At 67.3% G+C, this 21,045-nt stretch carries 21 protein-coding genes; 16 read left to right on the top strand and 5 right to left on the bottom strand.

Translation table 11 applies throughout. The features are described 5' to 3' along the window. The first annotated feature begins 67 nt into the window (after window positions 1-67). From ACE37B_RS22720 to ACE37B_RS22705, 4 genes are all read left to right on the top strand, one after another. On the top strand, window positions 68-2,488 hold the full coding sequence (locus ACE37B_RS22720) for a ribonucleoside-diphosphate reductase subunit alpha (protein ID WP_409925654.1): 2,421 nt from the start codon (window positions 68-70) through the stop codon (window positions 2,486-2,488). Further along, window positions 2,488-3,582: a ribonucleotide-diphosphate reductase subunit beta gene (locus ACE37B_RS22715; RefSeq protein ID WP_409925633.1), complete on the top strand. Its 1,095-nt coding sequence runs from the start codon at window positions 2,488-2,490 to the stop codon at window positions 3,580-3,582. The genes ACE37B_RS22720 and ACE37B_RS22715 overlap by 1 nt, the downstream gene beginning before the upstream one ends. Before the next feature lie 72 nt (window positions 3,583-3,654). Then, a complete protein-coding gene (locus ACE37B_RS22710) occupies window positions 3,655-4,584 on the top strand; it encodes a phytanoyl-CoA dioxygenase family protein (RefSeq protein ID WP_409925632.1) in 930 nt (309 codons plus the stop codon). Continuing rightward, complete coding sequence (locus ACE37B_RS22705) at window positions 4,584-4,883, top strand: hypothetical protein (RefSeq protein WP_409925653.1); 300 nt, start codon at window positions 4,584-4,586, stop codon at window positions 4,881-4,883. Before ACE37B_RS22710 ends, ACE37B_RS22705 begins: the two co-directional genes overlap by 1 nt. A 13-nt stretch (window positions 4,884-4,896) precedes the next feature. Here the strand turns inward: ACE37B_RS22705 and ACE37B_RS22700 are convergent, their stop codons facing one another. Continuing rightward, window positions 4,897-6,033, bottom strand: coding sequence for a CaiB/BaiF CoA transferase family protein (locus ACE37B_RS22700; RefSeq protein WP_409925631.1), 1,137 nt, complete (start codon window positions 6,031-6,033; stop codon window positions 4,897-4,899). 46 nt (window positions 6,034-6,079) lie between these two features. Here ACE37B_RS22700 and ACE37B_RS22695 point away from each other — a divergent pair, with 46 nt between their 5' ends. The 7 genes from ACE37B_RS22695 (at window position 6,080) to ACE37B_RS22665 (ending at window position 13,090) form a co-directional block, all read left to right on the top strand. Further along, window positions 6,080-7,003, top strand: coding sequence for a hydroxymethylglutaryl-CoA lyase (locus tag ACE37B_RS22695; RefSeq protein WP_409925630.1), 924 nt, complete (start codon window positions 6,080-6,082; stop codon window positions 7,001-7,003). Window positions 7,004-7,061: 58 nt separating this feature from the next. Further along, window positions 7,062-8,024 carry an ArsA family ATPase gene (locus ACE37B_RS22690; RefSeq protein ID WP_409925629.1) on the top strand — a complete coding sequence of 321 codons (963 nt, stop codon included), beginning with the start codon at window positions 7,062-7,064 and terminating at the stop codon, window positions 8,022-8,024. Next, the gene (locus ACE37B_RS22685; RefSeq protein WP_409925628.1) at window positions 8,021-9,178 is read left to right on the top strand and encodes an ArsA family ATPase; all 1,158 of its coding nucleotides are present in this window, start codon (window positions 8,021-8,023) and stop codon (window positions 9,176-9,178) included. Before ACE37B_RS22690 ends, ACE37B_RS22685 begins: the two co-directional genes overlap by 4 nt. A 16-nt stretch (window positions 9,179-9,194) precedes the next feature. Beyond that, a complete protein-coding gene (locus ACE37B_RS22680) occupies window positions 9,195-10,220 on the top strand; it encodes a serine hydrolase domain-containing protein (RefSeq protein WP_409925627.1) in 1,026 nt (341 codons plus the stop codon). Window positions 10,221-10,316: 96 nt separating this feature from the next. Then, entirely contained in the window at window positions 10,317-11,687 is a 1,371-nt protein-coding gene (locus ACE37B_RS22675; protein WP_409925626.1) for a YbhN family protein, read from the top strand. 50 nt (window positions 11,688-11,737) lie between these two features. Beyond that, window positions 11,738-12,253: a MaoC family dehydratase gene (locus ACE37B_RS22670; protein WP_409925625.1), complete on the top strand. Its 516-nt coding sequence runs from the start codon at window positions 11,738-11,740 to the stop codon at window positions 12,251-12,253. A 15-nt stretch (window positions 12,254-12,268) separates the two neighbouring features. Further along, a complete protein-coding gene (locus tag ACE37B_RS22665) occupies window positions 12,269-13,090 on the top strand; it encodes an A/G-specific adenine glycosylase (RefSeq protein WP_409925624.1) in 822 nt (273 codons plus the stop codon). Between the two features lie 29 nt (window positions 13,091-13,119). Here the strand turns inward: ACE37B_RS22665 and ACE37B_RS22660 are convergent, their stop codons facing one another. Beyond that, entirely contained in the window at window positions 13,120-13,545 is a 426-nt protein-coding gene (locus ACE37B_RS22660) for a PIN domain-containing protein (RefSeq protein ID WP_409925623.1), read from the bottom strand. Next, on the bottom strand, window positions 13,529-13,774 hold the full coding sequence (locus ACE37B_RS22655) for an AbrB/MazE/SpoVT family DNA-binding domain-containing protein (protein WP_409925622.1): 246 nt from the start codon (window positions 13,772-13,774) through the stop codon (window positions 13,529-13,531). The genes ACE37B_RS22660 and ACE37B_RS22655 overlap by 17 nt, the downstream gene beginning before the upstream one ends. Window positions 13,775-13,935: 161 nt before the next feature. Between ACE37B_RS22655 and ACE37B_RS22650 the strand changes: the two genes are divergently transcribed. From ACE37B_RS22650 to ACE37B_RS22630, 5 genes are all read left to right on the top strand, one after another. Continuing rightward, complete coding sequence (locus ACE37B_RS22650; RefSeq protein ID WP_409925621.1) at window positions 13,936-14,136, top strand: hypothetical protein; 201 nt, start codon at window positions 13,936-13,938, stop codon at window positions 14,134-14,136. Between the two features lie 37 nt (window positions 14,137-14,173). Beyond that, window positions 14,174-14,719, top strand: a complete 546-nt coding sequence (locus tag ACE37B_RS22645; RefSeq protein ID WP_409925620.1) for an RNA polymerase sigma factor — start codon at window positions 14,174-14,176, stop codon at window positions 14,717-14,719. After that, window positions 14,712-17,174, top strand: a complete 2,463-nt coding sequence (locus ACE37B_RS22640) for a hypothetical protein (RefSeq protein WP_409925619.1) — start codon at window positions 14,712-14,714, stop codon at window positions 17,172-17,174. Before ACE37B_RS22645 ends, ACE37B_RS22640 begins: the two co-directional genes overlap by 8 nt. 94 nt (window positions 17,175-17,268) lie before the next feature. Next, a complete protein-coding gene (locus ACE37B_RS22635; RefSeq protein ID WP_409925618.1) occupies window positions 17,269-18,333 on the top strand; it encodes an HpcH/HpaI aldolase/citrate lyase family protein in 1,065 nt (354 codons plus the stop codon). Window positions 18,334-18,344: 11 nt separating this feature from the next. After that, on the top strand, window positions 18,345-19,241 hold the full coding sequence (locus ACE37B_RS22630) for an HpcH/HpaI aldolase/citrate lyase family protein (protein WP_409925617.1): 897 nt from the start codon (window positions 18,345-18,347) through the stop codon (window positions 19,239-19,241). Window positions 19,242-19,259: 18 nt separating this feature from the next. On the opposite strand, the gene ACE37B_RS22625 is transcribed toward ACE37B_RS22630, so the two are convergent. Together ACE37B_RS22625 and ACE37B_RS22620 are read right to left on the bottom strand one after the other, a co-directional pair. Beyond that, entirely contained in the window at window positions 19,260-20,498 is a 1,239-nt protein-coding gene (locus ACE37B_RS22625) for an aminoacetone oxidase family FAD-binding enzyme (RefSeq protein ID WP_409925616.1), read from the bottom strand. A gap of 28 nt (window positions 20,499-20,526) precedes the next feature. After that, window positions 20,527-21,042, bottom strand: a complete 516-nt coding sequence (locus ACE37B_RS22620) for a UGSC family (seleno)protein (RefSeq protein WP_409925615.1) — start codon at window positions 21,040-21,042, stop codon at window positions 20,527-20,529. Between the last annotated feature and the right edge of the window lie 3 nt (window positions 21,043-21,045).

Genomic DNA, 21,045 nt, shown 5'->3' with positions numbered 1-21,045 from the left:
CGAGTCGCGTCTTGGGGTGGCTGGTGCCGGCGCTGCGGTCGGTGTGGCCGATGCCGGACCGACCGGTATGCGCGTCACGAAGCGCAACGGAGCCGTCGAGCCGGTCGATCTGAACAAGATCGTCAACGCGATCGCTCGGGCGTCCGAAGGCCTCCTCGGGGTCGACCCGATGCGCGTCGCCACCCGCACCATCTCGGCGCTGGCCGATGGCGCGACGACCCGCGAGCTCGACGAACTGTCGATCCGTACCGCTGCAGGTCTCATCGTCGACGAGCCGAACTACTCGAAGCTGGCGTCGCGGCTCCTCGCGACGATCATCGACAAAGAGGTCCGCAACCAGAACATTCCGTGGTTCTCCGAGTCGGTCAAGGTCGGCTACGACCAGGGCATCGTGTCGAAGGAAGTGTTCGACTTCGTCGAGGCGAACGCCCCCGAGCTCAACGCCGCGATCAACTCCGATCGTGACCGCCAGTTCGAGTTCTTCGGGTTGCGTACGGTCTACGACCGCTACCTCCTCCGCCACCCGTCGCGCCGCGACGTCATCGAGACCCCGCAGTACTTCTTCTTGCGCGTGGCGTGTGGTCTCGTGGCCGGCAACCCGGCCGGTGAGTTCCGCGGCACGGTCGAGGAGGCCGTCGACTTCTATGACCTGATGTCGTCGCTCGCCTACCTTCCGTCGAGCCCGACGCTGTTCAACTCCGGAACCACGCACAGCCAGATGTCGAGCTGCTATCTCCTCGACTCGCCGACCGACAGCCTCGAAGGCATCTACAAGCGCTACACCGACATCGCGAAGCTGTCGAAGTTCGCCGGTGGCATCGGCGTCGCCTGGCACCGGATCCGTTCCAAGGGCAGCCTCATCACCGGGACCAACGGCTTGTCGAACGGCATCGTGCCGTGGCTGCGCACGCTCGACTCCTCGGTCGCCGCGGTCAACCAGGGCGGCCGTCGCAAGGGAGCCGCCTGCGTGTACCTGGAGTCGTGGCACGCCGACATCGAGGACTTCCTCGAGTTGCGTGACAACACCGGCGACCACGCACGCCGCACGCACAACCTGAACATCGCGAACTGGGTGCCCGACCTGTTCATGGAGCGCGTCGAGAAGGACTGGCAGTGGTCGTTGTTCGACCCGAAGAAGGTGCCCGAGCTCACCGATCTGTACGGCGCCGACTTCGAGCGTGAGTACCTGCGTGCCGAGGAAGCCGGCGAGTACGTCAAGCAGGTGCCGGCCCGACAGCTCTACAGCCGCATGATGCGCACCCTCGCGCAGACCGGCAACGGCTGGATGACCTTCAAGGACGCGTCCAACGCGAAGTGCAACCAGACCGGTGAGACCAACGCCGACGGGTCGCCGCGCGTCGTGCACCTCTCCAACCTGTGCACCGAGATCCTCGAGGTCACCGACCAGGACAACACGGCGGTGTGCAACCTCGGTTCGCTGAACCTGGGCGCTTACGTCGAGCCCGGCGGCGAGTTCGATTACGAGCGGCTCGGCCGAGTCGTTCGCCAGGTGGTGCCGTTCCTCGACCGCGTCATCGACATCAACTACTACCCGACGCCCGAGGCCGAGTTCTCGAACAACAACTGGCGTCCGGTCGGTCTCGGTCTCATGGGCTTGCAGGACGTGTTCTTCAAGCAGGGCCTGGCGTTCGATTCGCCGGAGGCGAAGGCGCTCAGTGAGCGCATCTCGGCCCACATCTACTTCCACGCGCTGTGGTCGTCGACCGAGCTCGCCGAGGTCCACGGCCCGCACTCCGCATTCGACGACACTCGCGCCGCGAAAGGCCAACTGCAGTTCGACATGTGGCAGCGCAATGGTGCGCCGGTCGCGCCGCCAGCTGAGCTCGACTGGGACGAACTGCGCGGCCGCGTCGCTGCGCACGGTCTTCGTAACAGCTTGCTCATCGCGATCGCTCCGACGGCCACGATCGCTTCGATCGCCGGCTGCTACGAGTGCATCGAGCCGCAGGTGTCCAACCTGTTCAAGCGCGAGACGCTGTCCGGTGAGTTCATGCAGATCAACCGGTATCTCGTGCGTGAGCTGCAGTCCCGCAGCCTGTGGGACGAGAAGATGATCTCCGACATCAAGAAGGCGGAAGGCTCGATCCAGGGCGTCGACCGCATTCCGGCCGAGTTGCAAGAGGTCTTCCGCACCGCGTGGGAGATCCCGCAGCGCCAGCTCATCGACATGGCCGCCGAGCGTGGGGCCTACATCGATCAGAGCCAGTCGCTGAACCTCTTCATGGAGACCCCGACCATCGGCAAGCTGTCGTCGATGTACCTCCATGCGTGGAAGGCGGGTCTGAAGACCACCTACTACCTGCGTAGCCGGCCGGCCACGAAGATCAACAAGAGCACGACCGGCGGCGCTCCGACGCCTGGTGCGCCCACTGGTGGGCCCGCCCCCGAACCGACGAAGACGTTCACCGACGAAGAGGCCATCGCCTGTTCGTTGGAGAACCCCGAGAGCTGCGAGGCATGCGACTGATGGCACTGATCGACCCGATCGTCAACGATCACGACACCGAAACCACTGACGAGAACCTGGCGACCACCGTTCCCGTCGGCGCCGACCGTCCGACACACATCCTCGATCCTGGCTTCGACCTCACGTTGCGGCCGATGCGGTACCCGAAGTTCTACGAGATGTATCTCGACGCGATCAAGAACACCTGGACCGTCGACGAGATCGACTTCTCCGACGATCTCGTCGATCTCGACCGCAAGCTGATGCCGGCCGAGCGTCATCTGGTGTCGCGCCTCGTCGCGTTCTTCGCGACCGGAGACTCGATCGTCGCGAACAACCTGGTACTCAATCTGTACCAGCACATCAACGCACCCGAAGCTCGGATGTACCTGTCGCGTCAGTTGTACGAAGAGGCGTTGCACGTCCAGTTCTACTTGACGCTGCTCGACAACTACATCCCCGACATGAAAGAACGCGAAGCAGCGTTCGCCGCCGTCGAGAACATCCCGTCGATTCGTGCCAAGGCCGACTTCTGCTTCAAGTGGATGGACGAGGTCCACGATCTCGACGCGATCACCACGCCCGACGAGCGCCGACGGTTCTTGATGAACCTGATCTGCTTCGCCACGTGCATCGAAGGCTTGTTCTTCTTCGCGGCCTTCGCCTACGTCTACTTCCTGCGCTCGAAGGGCTTGCTCAACGGGTTGGCCGACGGCACCAACTGGGTTTTTCGCGACGAGTCGTGTCACATGAACTTCGCGCTCGAGGTGGTCAACACCGTTCGGTCCGAGGAGCCCGAGTTGTTCGACGATCGTCTCGAAGCAGACATTCGAGAGATGCTGCGTGACGCCGTCGAGTGCGAGTACCTGTTTGCTGCTGATGTACTCGGTGAGGGTGTGCCGGGCATGAGCTTGCCCGACACCCGCCAGTACCTGCAGTACGTCGCCGACACGCGGTTGCACCTGCTCGGTTACGAGAGCGAGTTCGGGTCGAAGAACCCCTTCTCGTTCATGGAACTGCAAGACGTGCAGGGCCTGTCGAACTTCTTCGAGCGGACCGTGTCGAGCTACCAGACGGGCATCCAGGGCGACGTCGCCTTCGACGAAGAGTTCTGAGCGCACGGCGAGCGAACGGCGGCCGGGGCTGCAGTTCGCTCGCCGTTCGGTGCGGGCGCGTACGGTAGGGCGATGTCCGACCACCGGTTGAGCACGCGTCAGATGGCGGAGTTCGTCGCCAACGGTTTCTTGCGCTTCGACGGAATCGTTCCCGATGATCTCAATGGTCGTGTGGTCGACGAGATCGCGCAGTTGAACGCCGAACGGTTCTTGCCGAGCGGGATGACACCGCCGGAGTCGGGCACGCCGTTCGATGAGTGCTACCCGTTGCCGTCGGCGATCGGGGAGTATCTGCGGTTGCCCGCCGTGCGCGGCATCGTCGAGTCGCTCGTCGGCCCGTCGCCGACCTACGACCACGACTGGGTGCACCACATACCCGCCGGCGGCACGCATCGACAGCCGCTCCACGTCGACGCGATCACCGACTCGACCGACCCGACGTTCGACATCCAGCTCTTCTACTTTCCGGCGGCGGTGGCGCCCGGCGAGGGTGGGACCCGGTTCGTGCCCGGCAGCCACCTGCGCCGGGTGAACTCGTCGGGGCTCGATCGGTATCAGCACATCGTCGGAGAGCAGCAGGTGGCGTGCGACGCCGGCACGGTCATCGTGTTCCACCACGGTCTCTGGCACGCCGGCCAACCCAACCCGGGCGGCAACGACCGTTGGTTGTACAAGATCCGTCTCAACCCGACGGAGCCGCAGGTGCGCCACTGGAACTCCAACGACTTCGACGAGATGCACAACTCGCCGTCGGATCACATCTTCGCGAGGGTGCAACCCGGCAGTGTGGCCGAGGTGCTGCGTACCTGGCATCCGTGGACGAGCGTCGCGCAGTACCGCAACGATCAGATCCAGCGGGCGCGTCTGTGGCGCTACCTGAGCGGCGACGATGCCTACGACGTCGACTACTACCTCACTCGTCTCGAGCAGCGTGCAGCGCTCGTCGCCGCTCGTGACGCTGGTGACCCGGGTGACCCGGGTGACACGGAGGCGCCGCAGTGATGCGCCAGCAGGTGTTGTACCTGTGGGCGGACGGTTCGTCGCTCGACAGCACCGCGATCGGTTGGGCGTTCCACGACGGTGCTGATGGGGCGGGCCCGCTGCTGCCGGAACCCGCCCAGCCCGGCGCTGCGCCCTACCGAAGCGGGGTCGACGCCCTGCGTGACGGGTGGATGTTGTTGCAGTCGGCCCAGCTGATCGCTCCCGCTCCGGACCAAGAACACCTCAACGCCTACCTCGACTACGAGTTCGTGTTCGAACGCCGCGTGGAGGTGGAGGTGCCGGCGACAGAGTGGGTCTGACCCACTCTGTCGCTCAGGGAGTGTGTTCGCCGAGGTCGGGCCCGGGTGAGCTGATGCTGCCGGGCGTCCGGGAGAACTTGGGGACGACGCCGAGCATCGGGAGTTCGATGCCTGATCGTGACGTGATCGTCTGGATCATCTCGCGGGCGAGGTAGTGCGGATCGGTCACCATGTCGGCGGCGGTGTACACGCGCCCGGCCGGTACCGAGTGCTCGACCATCGAAGCAAGGATCTCGTCGACGGTGCGCGTCCGGGTCCAGTCGGCGACCAGTTCGTCGAGTTCCTTCTCGCGTTCACCGCGAGCACCGTGCGTCGCGAACCGATCGTCGGCCGCCAGTTCCGGGCGGCCCATCGCCGTGCACAACCGGACGAACACGGCGTCCGCGTTCGCCGCGATCAACACGTCGGCACCGTCGGCGGTCGGATACGCGTTGGAGGGAGCGACACCGGTCAACGCTCCACCACTGCGGCTGCGGATCACGCCGGCGACGGCGTAGTCGGCCATCGTCGATTCCATCAACGCGGCCACCGCCTCGTAGATCGCCACATCGACTTCCTGACCGCGTCCGCTCGTCGACCGCTCGTGCAGCGCCGAGAGTGTGCCGATCACCGCGAACATCGCCGCCAGCGAGTCGCCGAGACTCACACCAGCGCGAGCCGACGGGCGATCCGGGTCACCGGTGGTGTGTCGGATACCACCGACCGCCTCGCCGATCGATCCGAAACCCGCTTCGTTTGCACGCGGACCGGTCTGGCCGAACCCCGACACGTGGGTCACGATGATGCCCGGGTTGGTGCGCGCCAAGGTGGCGTAGTCGAGCCCGAACTTCTCGAGCACGCCCGGTCGGAAGTTCTCCAGCACGACGTCGCACTCGTGCGCCAGGCGCTGCACCATCGCCAGATCGTCGGGGTGCTTCAGGTCGGCCACGACCGACTGCTTGTTCCGGGCGATGGTCGGCCACCACAGGCTGTCGCCGTCGACCGTGACACCCCACCGCCGCATCGGATCACCGCCATCGGGCGACTCGATCTTGACGACCTCGGCCCCGTAGTCGCCGAGCAGCTGACCGGCGAAGGGCCCGGCGATGAAGTTGCCGAGTTCGAGGACCTTGACCCCGACGAGCGGACCGGTGCGTGACGCATCACCCATACGTCAAGTTGTAGCGCTTCGGGGCCGCAGCGGCGATGATGGGAACGTGTTCGGACGTGGTGGTGAGCTTCCCGAGTCGATCGTGCTGCGTGACGTGACGCTGCGCGACGGATTGCAGGACGAAGCACCGATCCCGACCGAGCACAAGCTCGTCATCTTCGACGCATTGGTGGCCGCCGGTGTCCGAGAGCTCGAACTCACCAGCTTCGTACGACCGGATCGCGTGCCGGCGATGGCCGACGCCGACGCGTTCTGTGCGGCGACCGCATCGGCAGACGTCGTCCGATGGGGGCTCGTGCTCAACCGTCGCGGTGTCGAACGAGCGCTCGCGAGCGGGCTGCGCCACCTGCAGTTCGTGGTGTCGGTGAGCGACACCCACAGCCGCGGCAACGCCGGCGCCGGAGCGTCGGAGGCGTTGGAGGCGTTGGAGGCGTCGATGGCGCCCGCACTGGCCGAGGGAGCGACGGTCGAAGTGACCCTGGCGACAGCCTTCGGATGCCCCTATGAGCGGGTGGTCGAACCGCAGCGTGTCGTCGAGTTCGCACGTCGCGTCGCCGATGCTGGGGCTGCGTCGGTCGGGCTGGCCGACACGATCGGTGTCGCCGTGCCGACCGAGGTTGCCGCGCTGACCACGGCCGTCGTGGCCGCCATGGCCGAACAGGGTCGGCCGGTGTCGGTCGGCGCGCACCTGCACGACACCAGAGGGCTGGCGATCGCCAATGCCCTCGCCGCGATCGGTAACGGAGCGACGCGTCTCGACGCTGCCGTTGGTGGCCTCGGCGGGTGCCCGTTCGCACCGGGGGCCAGCGGCAACGTCCCGATCGAAGACCTCGCACACGCGTTCGAAGCGATGGGTGTAAACACCGGGCTGTCCGTCCCGGGGCTCGTCGAGGCGGCGGGGCTTGCGTGTGACGCCGTCGGCCGTGGGGTCGCGAGCGCCGTCGGCATCGCGGGACCCCGCTTCTTGTGAACATCGGCCGAGTGGGGCTGCCGCGGGACTTCGCACGGTGACAGATACCGTGGTCGAGGTGACGGACAATGGCGCTGACTGGTTCACCTCGAGTCGTGTCATCGTCGTCGCCGGCAAGGGCGGGGTCGGCTCGTCCACGGTCGCTGCGGCCCTGGCGTTCGCCGTCGGACGCCGAGGCGCCGACGTCATGTTCATCTCCGTCGACGGGCGTCCGGGGATGGGACCGCTGCTCGGCGGACGCGAGATCAACGATCGAGAGCAGACCCTTCGGCGTTTCGACGGCGGCGGTCGCGTGCGGGCGCGCACGATCCCCGCCGATCAAGCCTTCGGCGACTACCTCGAACTCCGGGGCGTGGGGGGCCTCCTCCGGCGTGCAGCATCCGCGGCGTCGCTGCCGATGATCGCTGCGGCCACGCCCGGACTCGAACACCTCCTGGTGCTCGGCAAGATCAAAGAGATGGAGCGAACCGGCCAGGCTGACCTGATCGTGGTCGACGCGCCGCCCGCGGGTCACGCTGCCCCGTTCCTGCGGTCGGCAAGCGGGTTGTCGGATGTGGTGCGCAGCGGCCCCGTGTTGGAGCAGGCCGAGGAGGTTCGAGCGATGCTCACCGACCCCGAGCGATGTCGTGCGCTGCTCGTCGCGTTGCCCGAGGAGACGCCGATCACGGAGCTGATCGAGTTGGCACACGACTTCGGCGACGACCTCGGTGTCAGCTTGCTCCCGCTCGTCGTCAACGGGTGCTGGGAGGATCGTCCCGGGCTCGACAAGTCGCCGGCGATGGCGTCGCGCTCGCACAAGATCAAGCTGTCGCCTGACGCCAAAGCGGCGCTCGAATCGGCCGCCGACTTCGGTAGGAGTCGGCTCGTGCAGCAACGTGAGCAATTGGGCAGGCTCGCCGCGGCTCGGCCGGAGCCGATCATCACGCTGCCGCGCATTGCGTCGCCAGCGCTCGACGTCGACGACATCGTCGTCCTCGCCGATGCGTTGACGGCGGCCCCCGTCGAGCGGAGCGATGCATGAGTCGGGTCGACGACTCGCGCTCGTCGGCGCCGAACCCGAGCAAGAGCTCCGGCACCATGTCCGGGCAGCCGTCGCTGGCCCACGCGCTCCAGCACGCCGATCTGCTGCTCACCTGCGGACCGGGCGGGGTGGGCAAGACCACGACCGCTGCCGCCCTCGGCGTCGCTGCGGCACGGGCGGGCCGTCGCACCGTTGTCGTCACCGTCGATCCGGCTCGGCGCCTCGCCGACGCACTCGGACTCGACGACTCGGCGGTCGCGGACGAGCCGCACCGGGTGAGCGGTGTCACCAAGCGCTCGACCGACGGCGAGTTGTTCGCGTTGATGCTCGATGCCGAGCAGACCTTCGACCGTCTCGTGCGAGATCAAGCCGGCACGCGCAAGCAGGCCGAGGCGATCCTCAACAACCCCGTCTATCGAGCGATCTCGGGGTCGCTGTCGGGTGCGCAGGAGTACATGGCGATCGAGCGACTCCACCAACTCCACACGAGCGGCGAGTGGGATCTCGTCATCGTCGACACGCCGCCGTCTCGCCACGCGATCGACCTCCTCGAAGCCCCCGACCGACTCGTCGGCTTCCTGAGCCATCCCGTCTATCGAACGCTGACCGTCGGTCAGCGAGCTTTCGCCAAGATCACCGATGCGGCGTCGTCGATGTTCCTGTGGGCGGTGAAGCGTCTGGCCGGCCCGCAGATCGTCGAAGACACGGTGCAGTTCTTCCGGTCGTTGGCCAACATCGAAGGTGGACTCCGCGATCGGGCGAAACAGGTGTCGAAGTTGCTGCGCTCCGACCGGACGGCGTTCGTCGTGGTCGCGAGCCCGCGTGCCGAAGCCGTCGGTGAGGCCGAGCATCTCCTCGATGCGATCAGCGAGAAGCACTTCCCCCTCGGTGGCGTCGTCGTCAACCTGATCCATCCGCTCCCGATCGAGTTCTCCGAGGAAGTTCGCGAAGAACTCGACGGTCTCGACGACGGACCGCTGCGAGAACACGTCGAGTGGCATCGCGAACTCACCGGTCTCGCGCTTGCTGAACGGGCGCAGATCTCGGCGTTGCACCGGCTGGCCGGCGACGCACCGGTCGTCGAGTTACCGCTGCTCGACGCCGACATCCACGACGTACCCGGACTCATCGGTCTGGCCGAACGCCTCGTCTGACTGCGAGACTCCTCCCGTGCCGACGCCCGACCATCTGCTCGACGACCTGCTCGACGAACTGTTCGAGCGACCCGCAGAGCAGGGGGTGTCACTGGCGTGCGTTGCCGTCCATCGCGGCGAGGTCGTCGTGGAGCGGTACGGCGTGCAACCGGCCAACGACTTCCAGCCGGCCGAGCAGATCACCGCGGAGTCGACGTTGCTGTCCTGGAGCATGGCGAAGTCGATGACGCACGCAGCGGTCGGGCTGCTCGTCGGTGACGGTCGCCTCGACGTCGACGCACCGGCACCGGTTCCCGAATGGGTGGGTACGGAGAAGGCAGCGATCACGCTGCTGCAGCTGCTCGAGATGCGGCCCGGGCTCACGTTCGTCGAGGACTACGTCGATGACGGCGTGTCGAACTGCATCGAGATGCTGTTCTCGGGGGCTCACGAGAGCTTTGGCAGGTACGCGGCGTCACTGCCACTCGCGCGCACGCCGGGGGAGGCGTTCAACTATTCGTCCGGGACCACCAACATCGTCACCCGCATCATCGGCGACGTGATCACCGGGACCAGGTCGGGTCCGGGCAGCGACGCGACGCAGCGTCAGCAGGCGGTCGGCGACTTCCTCCGTCACCGTCTGTTCGAGCCGTCGTCGATGCACTCGGCCACGGCGAAGTTCGATCCTGCCGGTGACTTCGTCGGCTCGTCGTACGTGTACGCAACCGCTCGGGATTTCGCTCGATTCGGCGAGTTGTACCTGCATGACGGTGTCACCGATGCCGGTCGGGGCGAACGCATCCTGCCGGCCGGCTGGCTCGACCACGCTCGCACCCCGTCGGCTCACGATCCGGAGTCGGGCTTCGACTACGGCCGACATTGGTGGCTGTGGCCGGCGTTCCCGGGCAGCCTTGCCTGCCACGGCTACGAAGGCCAGTTCACGCTCGTGGTGCCGTCGCTCGATCTCGTGCTGGTGCATCTCGGCAAGACGGCGGTCGCGCACAACCCGGGGCTGGCGATGCGCGTGGCCCGTCTCGCGCAGTCGATCTGCTCGGCGGGGTGACCCGGGGCGAACCGGTCGGTGGTGGGGGAGCATGATCGGGCTCGGTGGAACGCGCGCCATGTCGCTGTGCGAAGTTGCTAGGAAGTGTGAGTGGCGATGAGCGACCGCGACGAGGGAACCGACGACGAGACCGTCGTCGACGGGCGAGACGCACGTAGCGCCGCCGCGCCCGATGCGACGTTCGAGATGGAACGAGAGGGATTCGCCACCGGCGAGTTGCCCACGATTCCGCAACTCATCACCTCGATGAAACCGCGCGTCCGACCGCTGCGCTTCACCCTGAAGACGCTCATCGTCGTCGTCGTCATGTACTTCTTGCTGCCAGGCCTGGTGGCTGGCTTCAACCGGGCGGCTGAACAGATCCGCGACGTCAACCCCGTGCTGATCGCGCTCGGATTCGCGCTCGAAGTCGTCGCGTTGTACTGCTACTCGCTGCTCACGCGCGCGGCGCTCGGCAGTGTGGGTGACACGCTGTCGGGGATGCGGTTGTTCCGCATCCAGCTGAGCACGAAGGCGCTGTCGCACATCGTTCCGGGTGGAAATGCCGCTGGCTCGGTGCTCGGCTACCGGCTGCTGACCCTGTCGGGCGTGTCGGGCCCGCAGGCCGGGTTCGCGTTGGCGACGGCGGGGATCGGATCGGCAGTCGTGTTGAACGTGATCTTCTGGATGGCGTTGCTGGTGTCGATCCCGATTCGTGGTGTCAACCCGCTGTACGGCACCGCAGCGCTCATCGGCGTCATCGTGATCGGGATCGCCGCGGCGCTCGTGTTCGGGATCATCGAAGGTCAGAGTCGAGCCGTTCGAGTGATTCGCTGGATCGCGCGCAAGCTCCGTACCGACGAGGATCGTTTCGAGGGTGCGTTCCGTCAGATCGGTGAGCGGCTCGAAGAACTCGTCAGCGATCGGGTGCTCCTCCGTCGGGTGATGCTGTGGGCCGCAGCGAACTGGCTCTTCGACGCGGCGGCATTGTGGGTGTTCGTCCGTGCGTTCGGCGGGACCCTCGACGGCGACGCGCTGCTCGTCGCGTTCGGGCTCGCCAACGTCCTCGCGGCGATCCCGATCCTGCCCGGTGGGCTCGGTGTCGTCGAGGGGACCTACCTGGCCGTCCTGCCCGGTTTCGGGATCCCGCGCCGGATCGCGGCGCCGTCGGTCGCGGCGTACCGTTCGGCGCAATACCTCTTCCCGATCCTCCTCGGAGGTCTCGCCTATGCGTCGTTGCGTGTCGGGCCCTGGAAGATCGAGAAACGCGATCGACTGGCCCGGTTGCGCGAACTCGCACGTGACAGCTCCGAGTCGGGCGAGTCCAAGATCGACTTCGCACTTCGATTCCGGCGCGACCCGATCACGTCGGACGACGCGTCGCCGGACGACGTGACCTTCCACGATCCGAACCTGGAGTACGCCGACGAGGACGGTGTGAACGAGGACGAGTCGGGCGACGGCCCGACCGCGGCGCGACGGAGTTGATCGTCGGCGTCGTTTGGCGCCCGCATCAGCGCGGCCGGTACGTTGCTGCCATGACGACTCATGAGCGCCCGTTCGGCCGGTATCTCGAAGACTTCACGCCCGGTGACGTGCTGCGGCACTGGCCCGGCAAGACGATCACCGAATACGACGATCATCTCTTCTGCATGATCACGATGAACCATCACCCGCTGCACACCAACGACTGGTTCGCCGCCGAGTCGGTGCAGGGCCGCAACGTCGTGGTCGGCAACCTCGTGTACTCGTTGGTGCTCGGGATGAGCGTTCCCGACGTGTCGGGCGCGGCGATCGCCAACCTCGAGATCGAGACGTTGCAGCACAAGTTTCCGACGTTCCACGGCGACACGATCCACGCTGAAACGCGTGTCCTGGAGGTGAAGGAGTCGTCGTCGAAGCCCGACCGCGGCATCGTGACCGTCGAGACGAAGGGCTTCAACCAGGACGGCAAGGAAGTCTGCTACTTCAAGCGCAAGGTGCTGATCTGGAAGCGCGAGTTCGCACCCGATCGCAAGCGTCCCTACGACGGCACCGACGTCTGGGCCGACTGATCTCGGTCGAACACGGTGATCGACCCAGGGCAGGTGCTGGCGTGGGGGCTTCCCCGGATGCGAGACCTGCCCTGGCGGCGCGAACGTGACCCGTGGCGGATCCTCGTCGCCGAGGTGATGCTGCAGCAGACCCAAGCCGACCGCGTGATCCCGAAATGGGAGTCGTTTCTCGCCGCGTACCCGACGCCGGCCGCATGCGCGTCGGCCTCGCTCGGCGACGTGCTCCGGCTGTGGCAGGGTCTCGGGTACCCGCGCCGTGCGCGCAACCTGCATTCGACCGCGGCGCATGTGGTCGAGTACTTCGACGGCGCAGTGCCCGATGACCTCGATGCGCTGCTCGCTCTGCCCGGCGTCGGCCCGTACACGGCGAGGGCCGTGCTGGCGTTCGCCTTCGAGCGAGACGTGGCCGTTGTCGACACGAACATCGCCCGCGTGTTGGCGCGTACGGCGGGGGAGCGGCTGACCCCGAAACGGGCGCAGGTCGCGGCCGACTCGTTCGTGCCGCTCGGCGACGGGTGGACCTGGAACCAGGTGATCATGGACCTCGGTGCCGTCCTGTGCCGTCCGACGCCTCGGTGTGGTGAGTGTCCGGTCGCTGCGACGTGCGCCTGGCGCGTCGCTGGCCACCCGGACCCCGACCCGGCTATCGGGTCGGCAGGCGTGAGCGGGAAGCAGGCCCGCTTCGACGGCAGCGACCGCCAGGCCCGCGGGCGAGTGCTCGCCGCGTTGACCGTCGGGTCCCGCCCCGTCGAGGACTTCGACGAACGGATCCTCACCGGCCTGGTGCTCGACCGACTCGTCGTCGTGACGAACGGCCGCGCCTGCCTCCCCGACTGACCCGGTCGGTGGCGGATCGTCGCGTCGGCTCAAGGGCCGACGAAGTCGTAGGCGACGCCGATGAGGTCGTAGGTGCGCTGGGCTCGCCGATCTCGGGTCATGAGGCGAGCGTTGAGTTTCCGGGCGGCCTCGCCGACGAGGGCGTCGTACACCGCGCCGCCGGTGATGCCGATCGTGCCGAGTCTGCCGACGAGGGCTGAGGCGTCGGCGGGGTCGAGCCAGTCGATGACGGGAAACATTCGTGCGATGACGTCGGCCGCAGTGGGAGCGTCGACTGCCAGCGGGCCGGGCATGCGGGTGAGTACCGAGAACGTCTCGAACGCCGCGTGGCCAGCGAGGCTGGGTCGATGCTCCTTGATCGCTGCACGACATGCGGCGTGTGCCGCGTGCCCGGCGTCCAGCGCGGCGACAGCGACGCTGGTGTCGACGGCGTAGCGGTCAGCGTTGGTCGGCATCGCGCCACCGTTGCACGTCGGCGTCGGTCGTCGTGTGCCCGTCGACTCGTTCGAGTACCGGGAGCCCGTCGATGTCGATCGCCCGTCGGCCCGCCTGGCGTACCGGCACGAGCCGGATGGTGTCGCCGTCGAGATCGATGTCGAGTTCGGCGTCAGCGGCGAGCGAGAGGCGATCCCGGATATCCTTCGGGATCACCACTCGCCCTGCCCTGTCGATCGATACCGTCATGGATGGCAGAGTACCATCACTGTCGCGAGGGCGTTGGGTCAACTCGGTCGGTTGGCGAGGATCGAGATCCCCGACGACGTCCGCGTGTCGACCAGACGCCAGGTCTCGACAGCGATGAGACCGAGGGCACGGCAGGGTCGGCGTCGGCACGAACGAGCCCGATGCCGCCGACGCCGACGCCGACGGCGATGCTGACGGCGACGGCGGCACCGATCGCGCTCCAACGGCTCCGTGCCAGCCGCATCGTGTCGGCCGACCGCCTCGCCGTACCGCCCCGCTTGATGAAATCGGTCCTTGCTGCTCCACGCGATGTCCGCCGACGGCGCGCCGACTTGCTGGCGAACCGGCCGGGAGCGGGGTAACCGACCGTCGTTGCGATCCGTGTAGGAGGATGTGAGGGTGGCCGAGACGCACGACTACGAGGCGGTGTTCCGGGAGGTGTATCCCCGCCTGGTTGCTCTCGGTGTCCTCAAGACGGGTCGCCTCGACACCGCCCGCGATCTCGCCCAGGAGACGATGCTGCGGGCACACACGCACTGGGACGACGTGGCGACGTACGACGCTCCCGGCGCCTGGTGCGCGCGCGTGATGACCAACCTCCTGATCGACCATCATCGCTCGGCCGCGTCGGAACAACGCGCAGTCGATCGGCTGCGAACCCGCGCCGTGGCTTCCGACGGGCGACGCCACGAGGAGCCGTCGGCGACGCCGGCGCTCGATCGATGGAACGAACTCACCGCAACGCTGTCGGAGCGTCAACGCTTGGTGGCCGCGATGTACTACGCCGACGATCTGTCGGTCGCCGAGATCGCCGAGCGGATCGGCACGAGTCGAGGCGCGGTGAAGGCGACCCTGTTCAAGATCCGACGTGCGCTGCGAGCCCGACTCGACGCAGCGAACGCCGACGAAGGAGAGCACCGCAGCGAAGGAGATCATCATGGATGACCGGCTCGACGATCAGCTCCGTGCGCTGGCGAAGGCGGCCAGCGACGAGAGCCAAGCACGACTGGATCTCGACGCCGAGCGGGCCGCCGTCGCGCAAGGCCGACTGATCGGCGGAGCAACGGATCACCCGGCTCGGCGTTCCTCGCGACGAGCCCCGTTCGGCATCGCGGTGGGCATCGCTGCCGGGACCGTGCTGTTGGCCGTCCTCGCCGGTGTGCTGCTGTTACGGCCCGATGACGACGACACCCTGCTCACCACCGAACCGCCCCCGGCGACATCCGCCCCAGGCGCCGACGTGTCGGCCACCACCGAACCGCCCAGCACCGCAACACCCAGCACCGTGACGCCCAGCACCGTGCCGTCCAGCACGGTGCCGTCCAGCACGGTGCCGTCCAGCACGGTGACACCGGCCGACTCGGACGTCGAGCTCATCGCCGTCGACGTGGCGAGTCCGCCGCCGCAACTCGACCTGGCCGAGTTTGCGACCATCCCCTACGGCGAACAGAGCCGCCCGGACGTCGCGATCGGTGAACTCGGTGTCGTCGTCAACCTGCCGAGCCGGTCGTCGATCGCATCGATCGGATTCTCGGGAGAACGGCGTGTGATCCCGTTGGGCGGCGAACTCGCCGAGTCGGGCGTCAGCAATCTCACCTACGGACCGGGCGACGTCGTGTACGGCCTCCACCCGATCGGGCCGCCGTTCGCGTTCGAGATGGTCGCCGTGCCCCTCAGTGGCGAGTTCGCCGGTGAGGTCGTGGCGCGTTCGGAACCGCTCGACGCCGCCACCTGGGTCGAGCTTCCGCCAGCTGCCTTCGGGCACGGAACCGACGGCGTCATCGCTCGTGCTCGCGACGTCGGCGCCACGTTGATCGAGTACGTCGACATCACCGGAGCACCGAGGGGGTTGGACACGGTGACGCCCCACTTCGCGCAGGTCGATGAGCAACTCGTCGTCTCGTCACCGAACTTCGGCACGCAGTGGGCGCTGTCGGTGAACGACGAACGGACGCCGCGGCCGGCGATCACCGGTCCGGCCGTACCGGCTCCGAGTAGTGACCAGCGAACGGTGTATGCCACCGACCTCGGCCCCGTCGGATCGGACGGAGGCGAGGTGCCGGTGCTCGCGATCCTCCACCCCGACGGTTCCGGGTCGTGGGCGAGCGTGCCGGACGGGTTCGAGTACGTCGCCAGCGATGCCGACGGGACAGTGTTCGCACGCCGCGGCGACGAGTTGACGCTGGCGCTGCTGCCGTCGATCGAGGTGAACTGGCGGTCGCTCGGGTTCGACGGCGCAGGCATCGCCGAGCCCTGCCTCGGGTGTACCGGAGTCGTCGTGGGCGCCGATGGTGTGCCCGTGAGTTACGACCGGGTCGCCAGAACCCTGGTTCGACACTCTGTTCCTCCCGTAGAGACGACCTTGCCGGAGGCGTACGGCGACAGCGCATTCGTGTACCACCTCGGGCCCGACGACGTCGTCTACCTGCAGGTCGCTGCGTTGGTCCCCGACGGGGACGGGCTCGCAGCCGACGTCGTCGCGGTGTCGCTTGCCGACGACGATGCCGGGCGCGAGATCGGGCGCTGGCCGGGCGTGGTCGACAACGTCGGCGACTCCGAAATCGTGGCGACACGGCAGGGGCTCGTGAACGTGAACTGCTGTGGGATGGAGGTGGTGCGCCCCGACCCGGCGGCGCAGATCGCCGTGCCATGGCTCGATCGAAACGGCCAGGCGATCGAGTCCACCGCGGCGATGATCTCCGTCGAGGTCTCATACCCGACGCTCGTCGTCAACCGAAACGACCTCGTACCAGCAGCCACGACGACCTGGACGTTCGAGCCCGGAGCCGACTGGCAGCCACGCGGCATGCCCTGGATCGTTCCCACCTTCGACGGCGGGTTCGTCGCCAGCATCTTCGGCGGGCAAGAAGTCACGATCGCCCGAGGCTGGCCGGACGGCACGGTCGACACGATCGTGCTGTCGGGACTCACGTGGCCGGACGCGCTCGACCCATCGGGGCGGATCCTGATCGCGGACGACGGCTTCTTCGTTCGAGCCGACCCGTTCGACGAGACCGCCGTCGGTTCAGCGGCGTACTGGGACGGGCGGGCCGAGATCGACACCGGGCCGACGGGCGCGATCAGCCTGCCCGGCATCGACGAGGCGATCGATGCCGGCCCGACGTGGGCCGCGGATCCGGTCAAGTTCGCAAACGCCGTGGCGGGGCGCCCGGACGTGAACGAGATCCGATCGATCACGGCGGTGCAGGTGTCGGAGTTCGAGTGGAACGTCGCGGTGACCACCTCGAACCTGTTCGACGACTCGACCAACGCGGTGCGCTGGGAGCTGGTGCTGGAGCGTGGCGACGACGGTCGCTTCCGCTTCCGATCGGGCACCCAGACGTGGAGTTGCGTACCGGGCCGCGGACACCAGGACTTCAGCCGCGAACTGTGCATCTGACCCGGACGGTGTCCGGGCGGAGCGCGCGAACCCCATGATCGAGTCGAGCAGGGACTTCTGCTCGCAGGGGCGGGCACCCTAAGCTCGGCGGACGATGCGCCCCGCCAAAGACTTCTACCGTCCGCTCGCCGTCGGAGCTCCGACTCCGGTTCGTGAGATCCCGTTCCCGCCGAGCCGGATGATCCACTTCTTCCCGCCGTCGAACGAGAAGATGCGTTCCAAGGTGCCTCAGATCGCGCCGACGGTCGACATCTTGCTCGCCAACCTCGAAGACGGCGTGCCGGCCGACCAGAAGGACGCAGCGCGGGCCGGGATGATCGAGGTCGCCACGACCGTCGACTTCGGCCAGACCCAGTTCTGGACACGGGTCAACAGCCTCGACTCGCCGTGGTGCCTCGACGACCTGACCGCTGCGGTCCTCGAATGCGGCGAGGCGCTCGACGTCATCATGATCCCGAAGGTCGAAGGGCCCGAAGACATCCACTACGTCGACCGGCTGCTCGCACAGCTCGAAGCCAAGGCCGGGCTCACCGAGCCGCTGCTCGTCCACGCCATCCTCGAAACCGCACGGGGCGTGGCGAACGTCGAGGAGATCTGCGCCGCCTCGCCGCGGATGCAGGGCCTCTCGCTCGGCCCTGCCGACCTGGCCGCCAACCGACGGATGAAGACGACACGTGTCGGCGGCGGGCATCCCGGCTACCTCGTGCGTGAAGACCCGCCGGTCGGCGACGACGGCGAAACCCAGATCGACGCCACCCGCACCACCTACCAGCAGGATCTGTGGCACTACACGATCGCCCGGATGGTCGACGCGTGCGTCACCCACGGCATCCTGCCCTTCTACGGGCCCTTCGGCGACATCAAGGACACCGTTGCCTGCGAAGACCAGTTCCGCAACGCCTACCTGCTCGGTTGCGTCGGCGCGTGGTCGCTGCACCCGGTGCAGATCGACATCGCGAAGAAGGTGTTCAGCCCCGACCCGGCCGACGTCGCCCACGCGCAGCGGGTCATCGAGGCGATGGGCGACGGCACCGGAGCGATCATGCTCGACGGCAAGATGGAAGACGACGCATCGGTCAAGCAGTGCCACGTCGTCGTCGAGTTGGCCAAGCGGCTGTCCGAACGCGACGCCGACCTCGCCGCGACCTACGGATTTTGAGGAGATCGACCGTGACGAACACGACGAACGACGCGAACCCGAGCGACGAGCTGCGTCCCCGCCGCTCCGTTTTGTACATGCCGGCCGCCAACGAGCGAGCGCTCGAGAAGGCCAAGGCGATTCCGGCCGACGCGATCATCTTCGACCTCGAAGACGCGGTCGCGCCCGACGCCAAACCCGACGCTCGGGCCAAGGCGGTCGCGGCCGTGCAGTCCGGTGAGTACGGGCGTCGTGAGCTCACGATCCGCTGCAACGGGCTCGACACCGACTGGGGCGCCGACGACATCGCAGCCGCCGGCCCTGCGGGGCCGTCCGCCGTCGTGATCCCGAAGATCGACTCGGTCGCACAGGTCGACGCGGTCTCGGCGGCGCTCGACGCCGCCGGCGCCGCAGCCGACGTGAAGATCTGGCCGATGATCGAGACACCGACCGCGATCTTCAACGTCCGCGACATCGCTGCGCACCCGCGTGTTGCCGTGCTGATCATGGGCACCAACGACTTGGCCAAGGAACTGCGCTCGCCGATCGTGCCCGGACGTCACCCGCTGGTCCCGCACCTCGCGACCGCGCTGCTCGCGGCGCGTGAGGCCGGCAAGGTGATCGTCGACGGCGTCTACAACGACGTGAAGAACGACGAGGCCTTCGCCGCCGAGTGTCGACAGGGCATGGAGATGGGCTTCGACGGCAAGACGCTGATCCACCCGTCGCAGGTCGATCCGGCCAACGAGATCTGGGCACCCTCGGCCGACGAGATCGAGTACGCGGGTCGCGTGATCGACGCGTTCGATCAGGCCCTCGCCGAGGGTCGCGGTGTCGTGACCGTCGACGGCCGGATGATCGAGAACCTGCACGTCGACAACGCCCGCCGCGTCCTCGCCGTCGCGGCTGCCATCACCGCCTTGTCCTGATCGCACGCTTGGTTGCGTTCACCGTGCGGCGATGTGGCTGCCGGCGTGGAAGCCGGTGGTCCAGGCGTTCTGGAAGTTGAAGCCGCCGGTGACGCCGTCGACGTCGATGACCTCGCCAGCGAAATAGAGACCGTCGACGAGCTTGCTCTGCATCGTGCGGAAGTCGATCTCGTCGAGCGCGACGCCGCCGCAGGTGACGAACTCGTCCTTGTTCGTGCTCTTGCCGACGACCGTGAAGGTCGCGTCGGTCAACTCGTCGAGCAGCTGTGTGGCGTTCGCCTTGGTGAGCTGCGACCACGTCGTCTCCTCGGCGATGCCGGCTGCTTCGACCAGACGCTGCCAGAGTCGTTTCGGGATCGACTCGAACGGACTCCTGCTGGAGAGGCGTCGTTTCGCGTCGCTGCGTCGTTTCTCGTCGATCACCGCCGCCGGATCGGCGTCGGGCAGCCAGTTCAGCGAGATGTCGAACCGATAGCCCCGCTGAGCGAGCTCACGGGCGCCCCACGCCGAGATCTTCAGGATTCCCGGGCCGCTCAGGCCGGTGTGGGTGATGAGCACGGGTCCGCTGCTGCGGAGTCTGCTCTGCGCGATGGCGACGTCCGCGGGATCCACCGACAACCCGGACAGCCCGGCGAGTCGCGGGTCCTTGATCTTGAACGTGAACAGCGACGGCGTCGCCGGTTCGAGTCGGTGCCCGAGGCTCGCGGCGAGCGCCGCGCCTGCGGCGACCCTCGTGCCGCCGGTCGCGATGACGACACTCGACGCGGCGTAGGTGCGCCCGGCGGTGGTCTGGAGTTCGAAGACATCCCCGGAGTTGGTGTCGGTCTTGACGATCGAGGTGACCGCCTCGGAGGTGTGCACCTGCACGCCGACGGCCGCGGCAGCGTCGAGCAGCGCGTCGACGATCGTCTGAGAGTCGTCGGTCGTGGGGAACATCCGACCGTCGGCTTCGGTCTTCAACATGACCCCACGCCCGGTGAACCACTCGACGGTCTCGGCAGGCCCGAACCGATGAAACGAACCGATCAACGCCTTGGCGCCGCGTGGATAGTTCACACTCAGCTCACGCGGTTCGGCGCAGTCGTGGGTCACGTTGCACCGACCGCCGCCGGAGATCTTCACCTTGTGCAGCAGCTGCGACGACTTCTCGAGGATCAGCACCGACGCGTCGGACTGTTCCGCCGCCGTGATCGCGGCGAAGAACCCTGCGGCACCGCCGCCGATGACGACCGCGTCGAACGTCGCGCTGTTGCTCATCGCCTGGCGACGGGAGCTGCCGGCGCGCTCAGAGCGTGAGGCGGTCGAGGAGTTCGTCGAACACCAGGTCGGCGTAGGTGAGCATCTCGTCGTCGGTGCGGTCCTGGATCGGATGCGGCGTGAAGACGCGAGCGACCGCCGGGAAGCCGAGCGAGCGGGCCTGCTTCTCGGCCGCGTCGACGAACTGATCGGAAGCGACGAAGACGGACGGGATGCCGCGGAGTTCGAGATCGTTGATGTCGTGCACACTGCACGACGTGCAACTGCCTCAATCGGCGAGCGCCTCGATCACCACGTGACACTCGGTGGCGATCTGATGGCGCAGATCGACCGGTGCCGGCTTGGTGAACGTCGGCTTGGCGTACCGCTTCACCGTTGCGCCGACCCCGTTCAAGCGCTCCTCGATCCGGTCGAGGAAGATGTCGCCGCGCGGCTTGGAGATGTCGAGGAGGCCGACGGTGAGGCCCTCGAGCGACGACGGACGAACCAGCCGCTCCCGTTCGGCGACGTGACGTTCACTGGTCGGGTCGAGCAACACGGTCATGAC

The organism is Ilumatobacter sp., assembly GCF_046290335.1.
Classification (GTDB): Bacteria; Actinomycetota; Acidimicrobiia; order Acidimicrobiales; family Ilumatobacteraceae; genus Ilumatobacter_A.
This window is presented reverse-complemented; position numbering and strand designations above follow the sequence as displayed.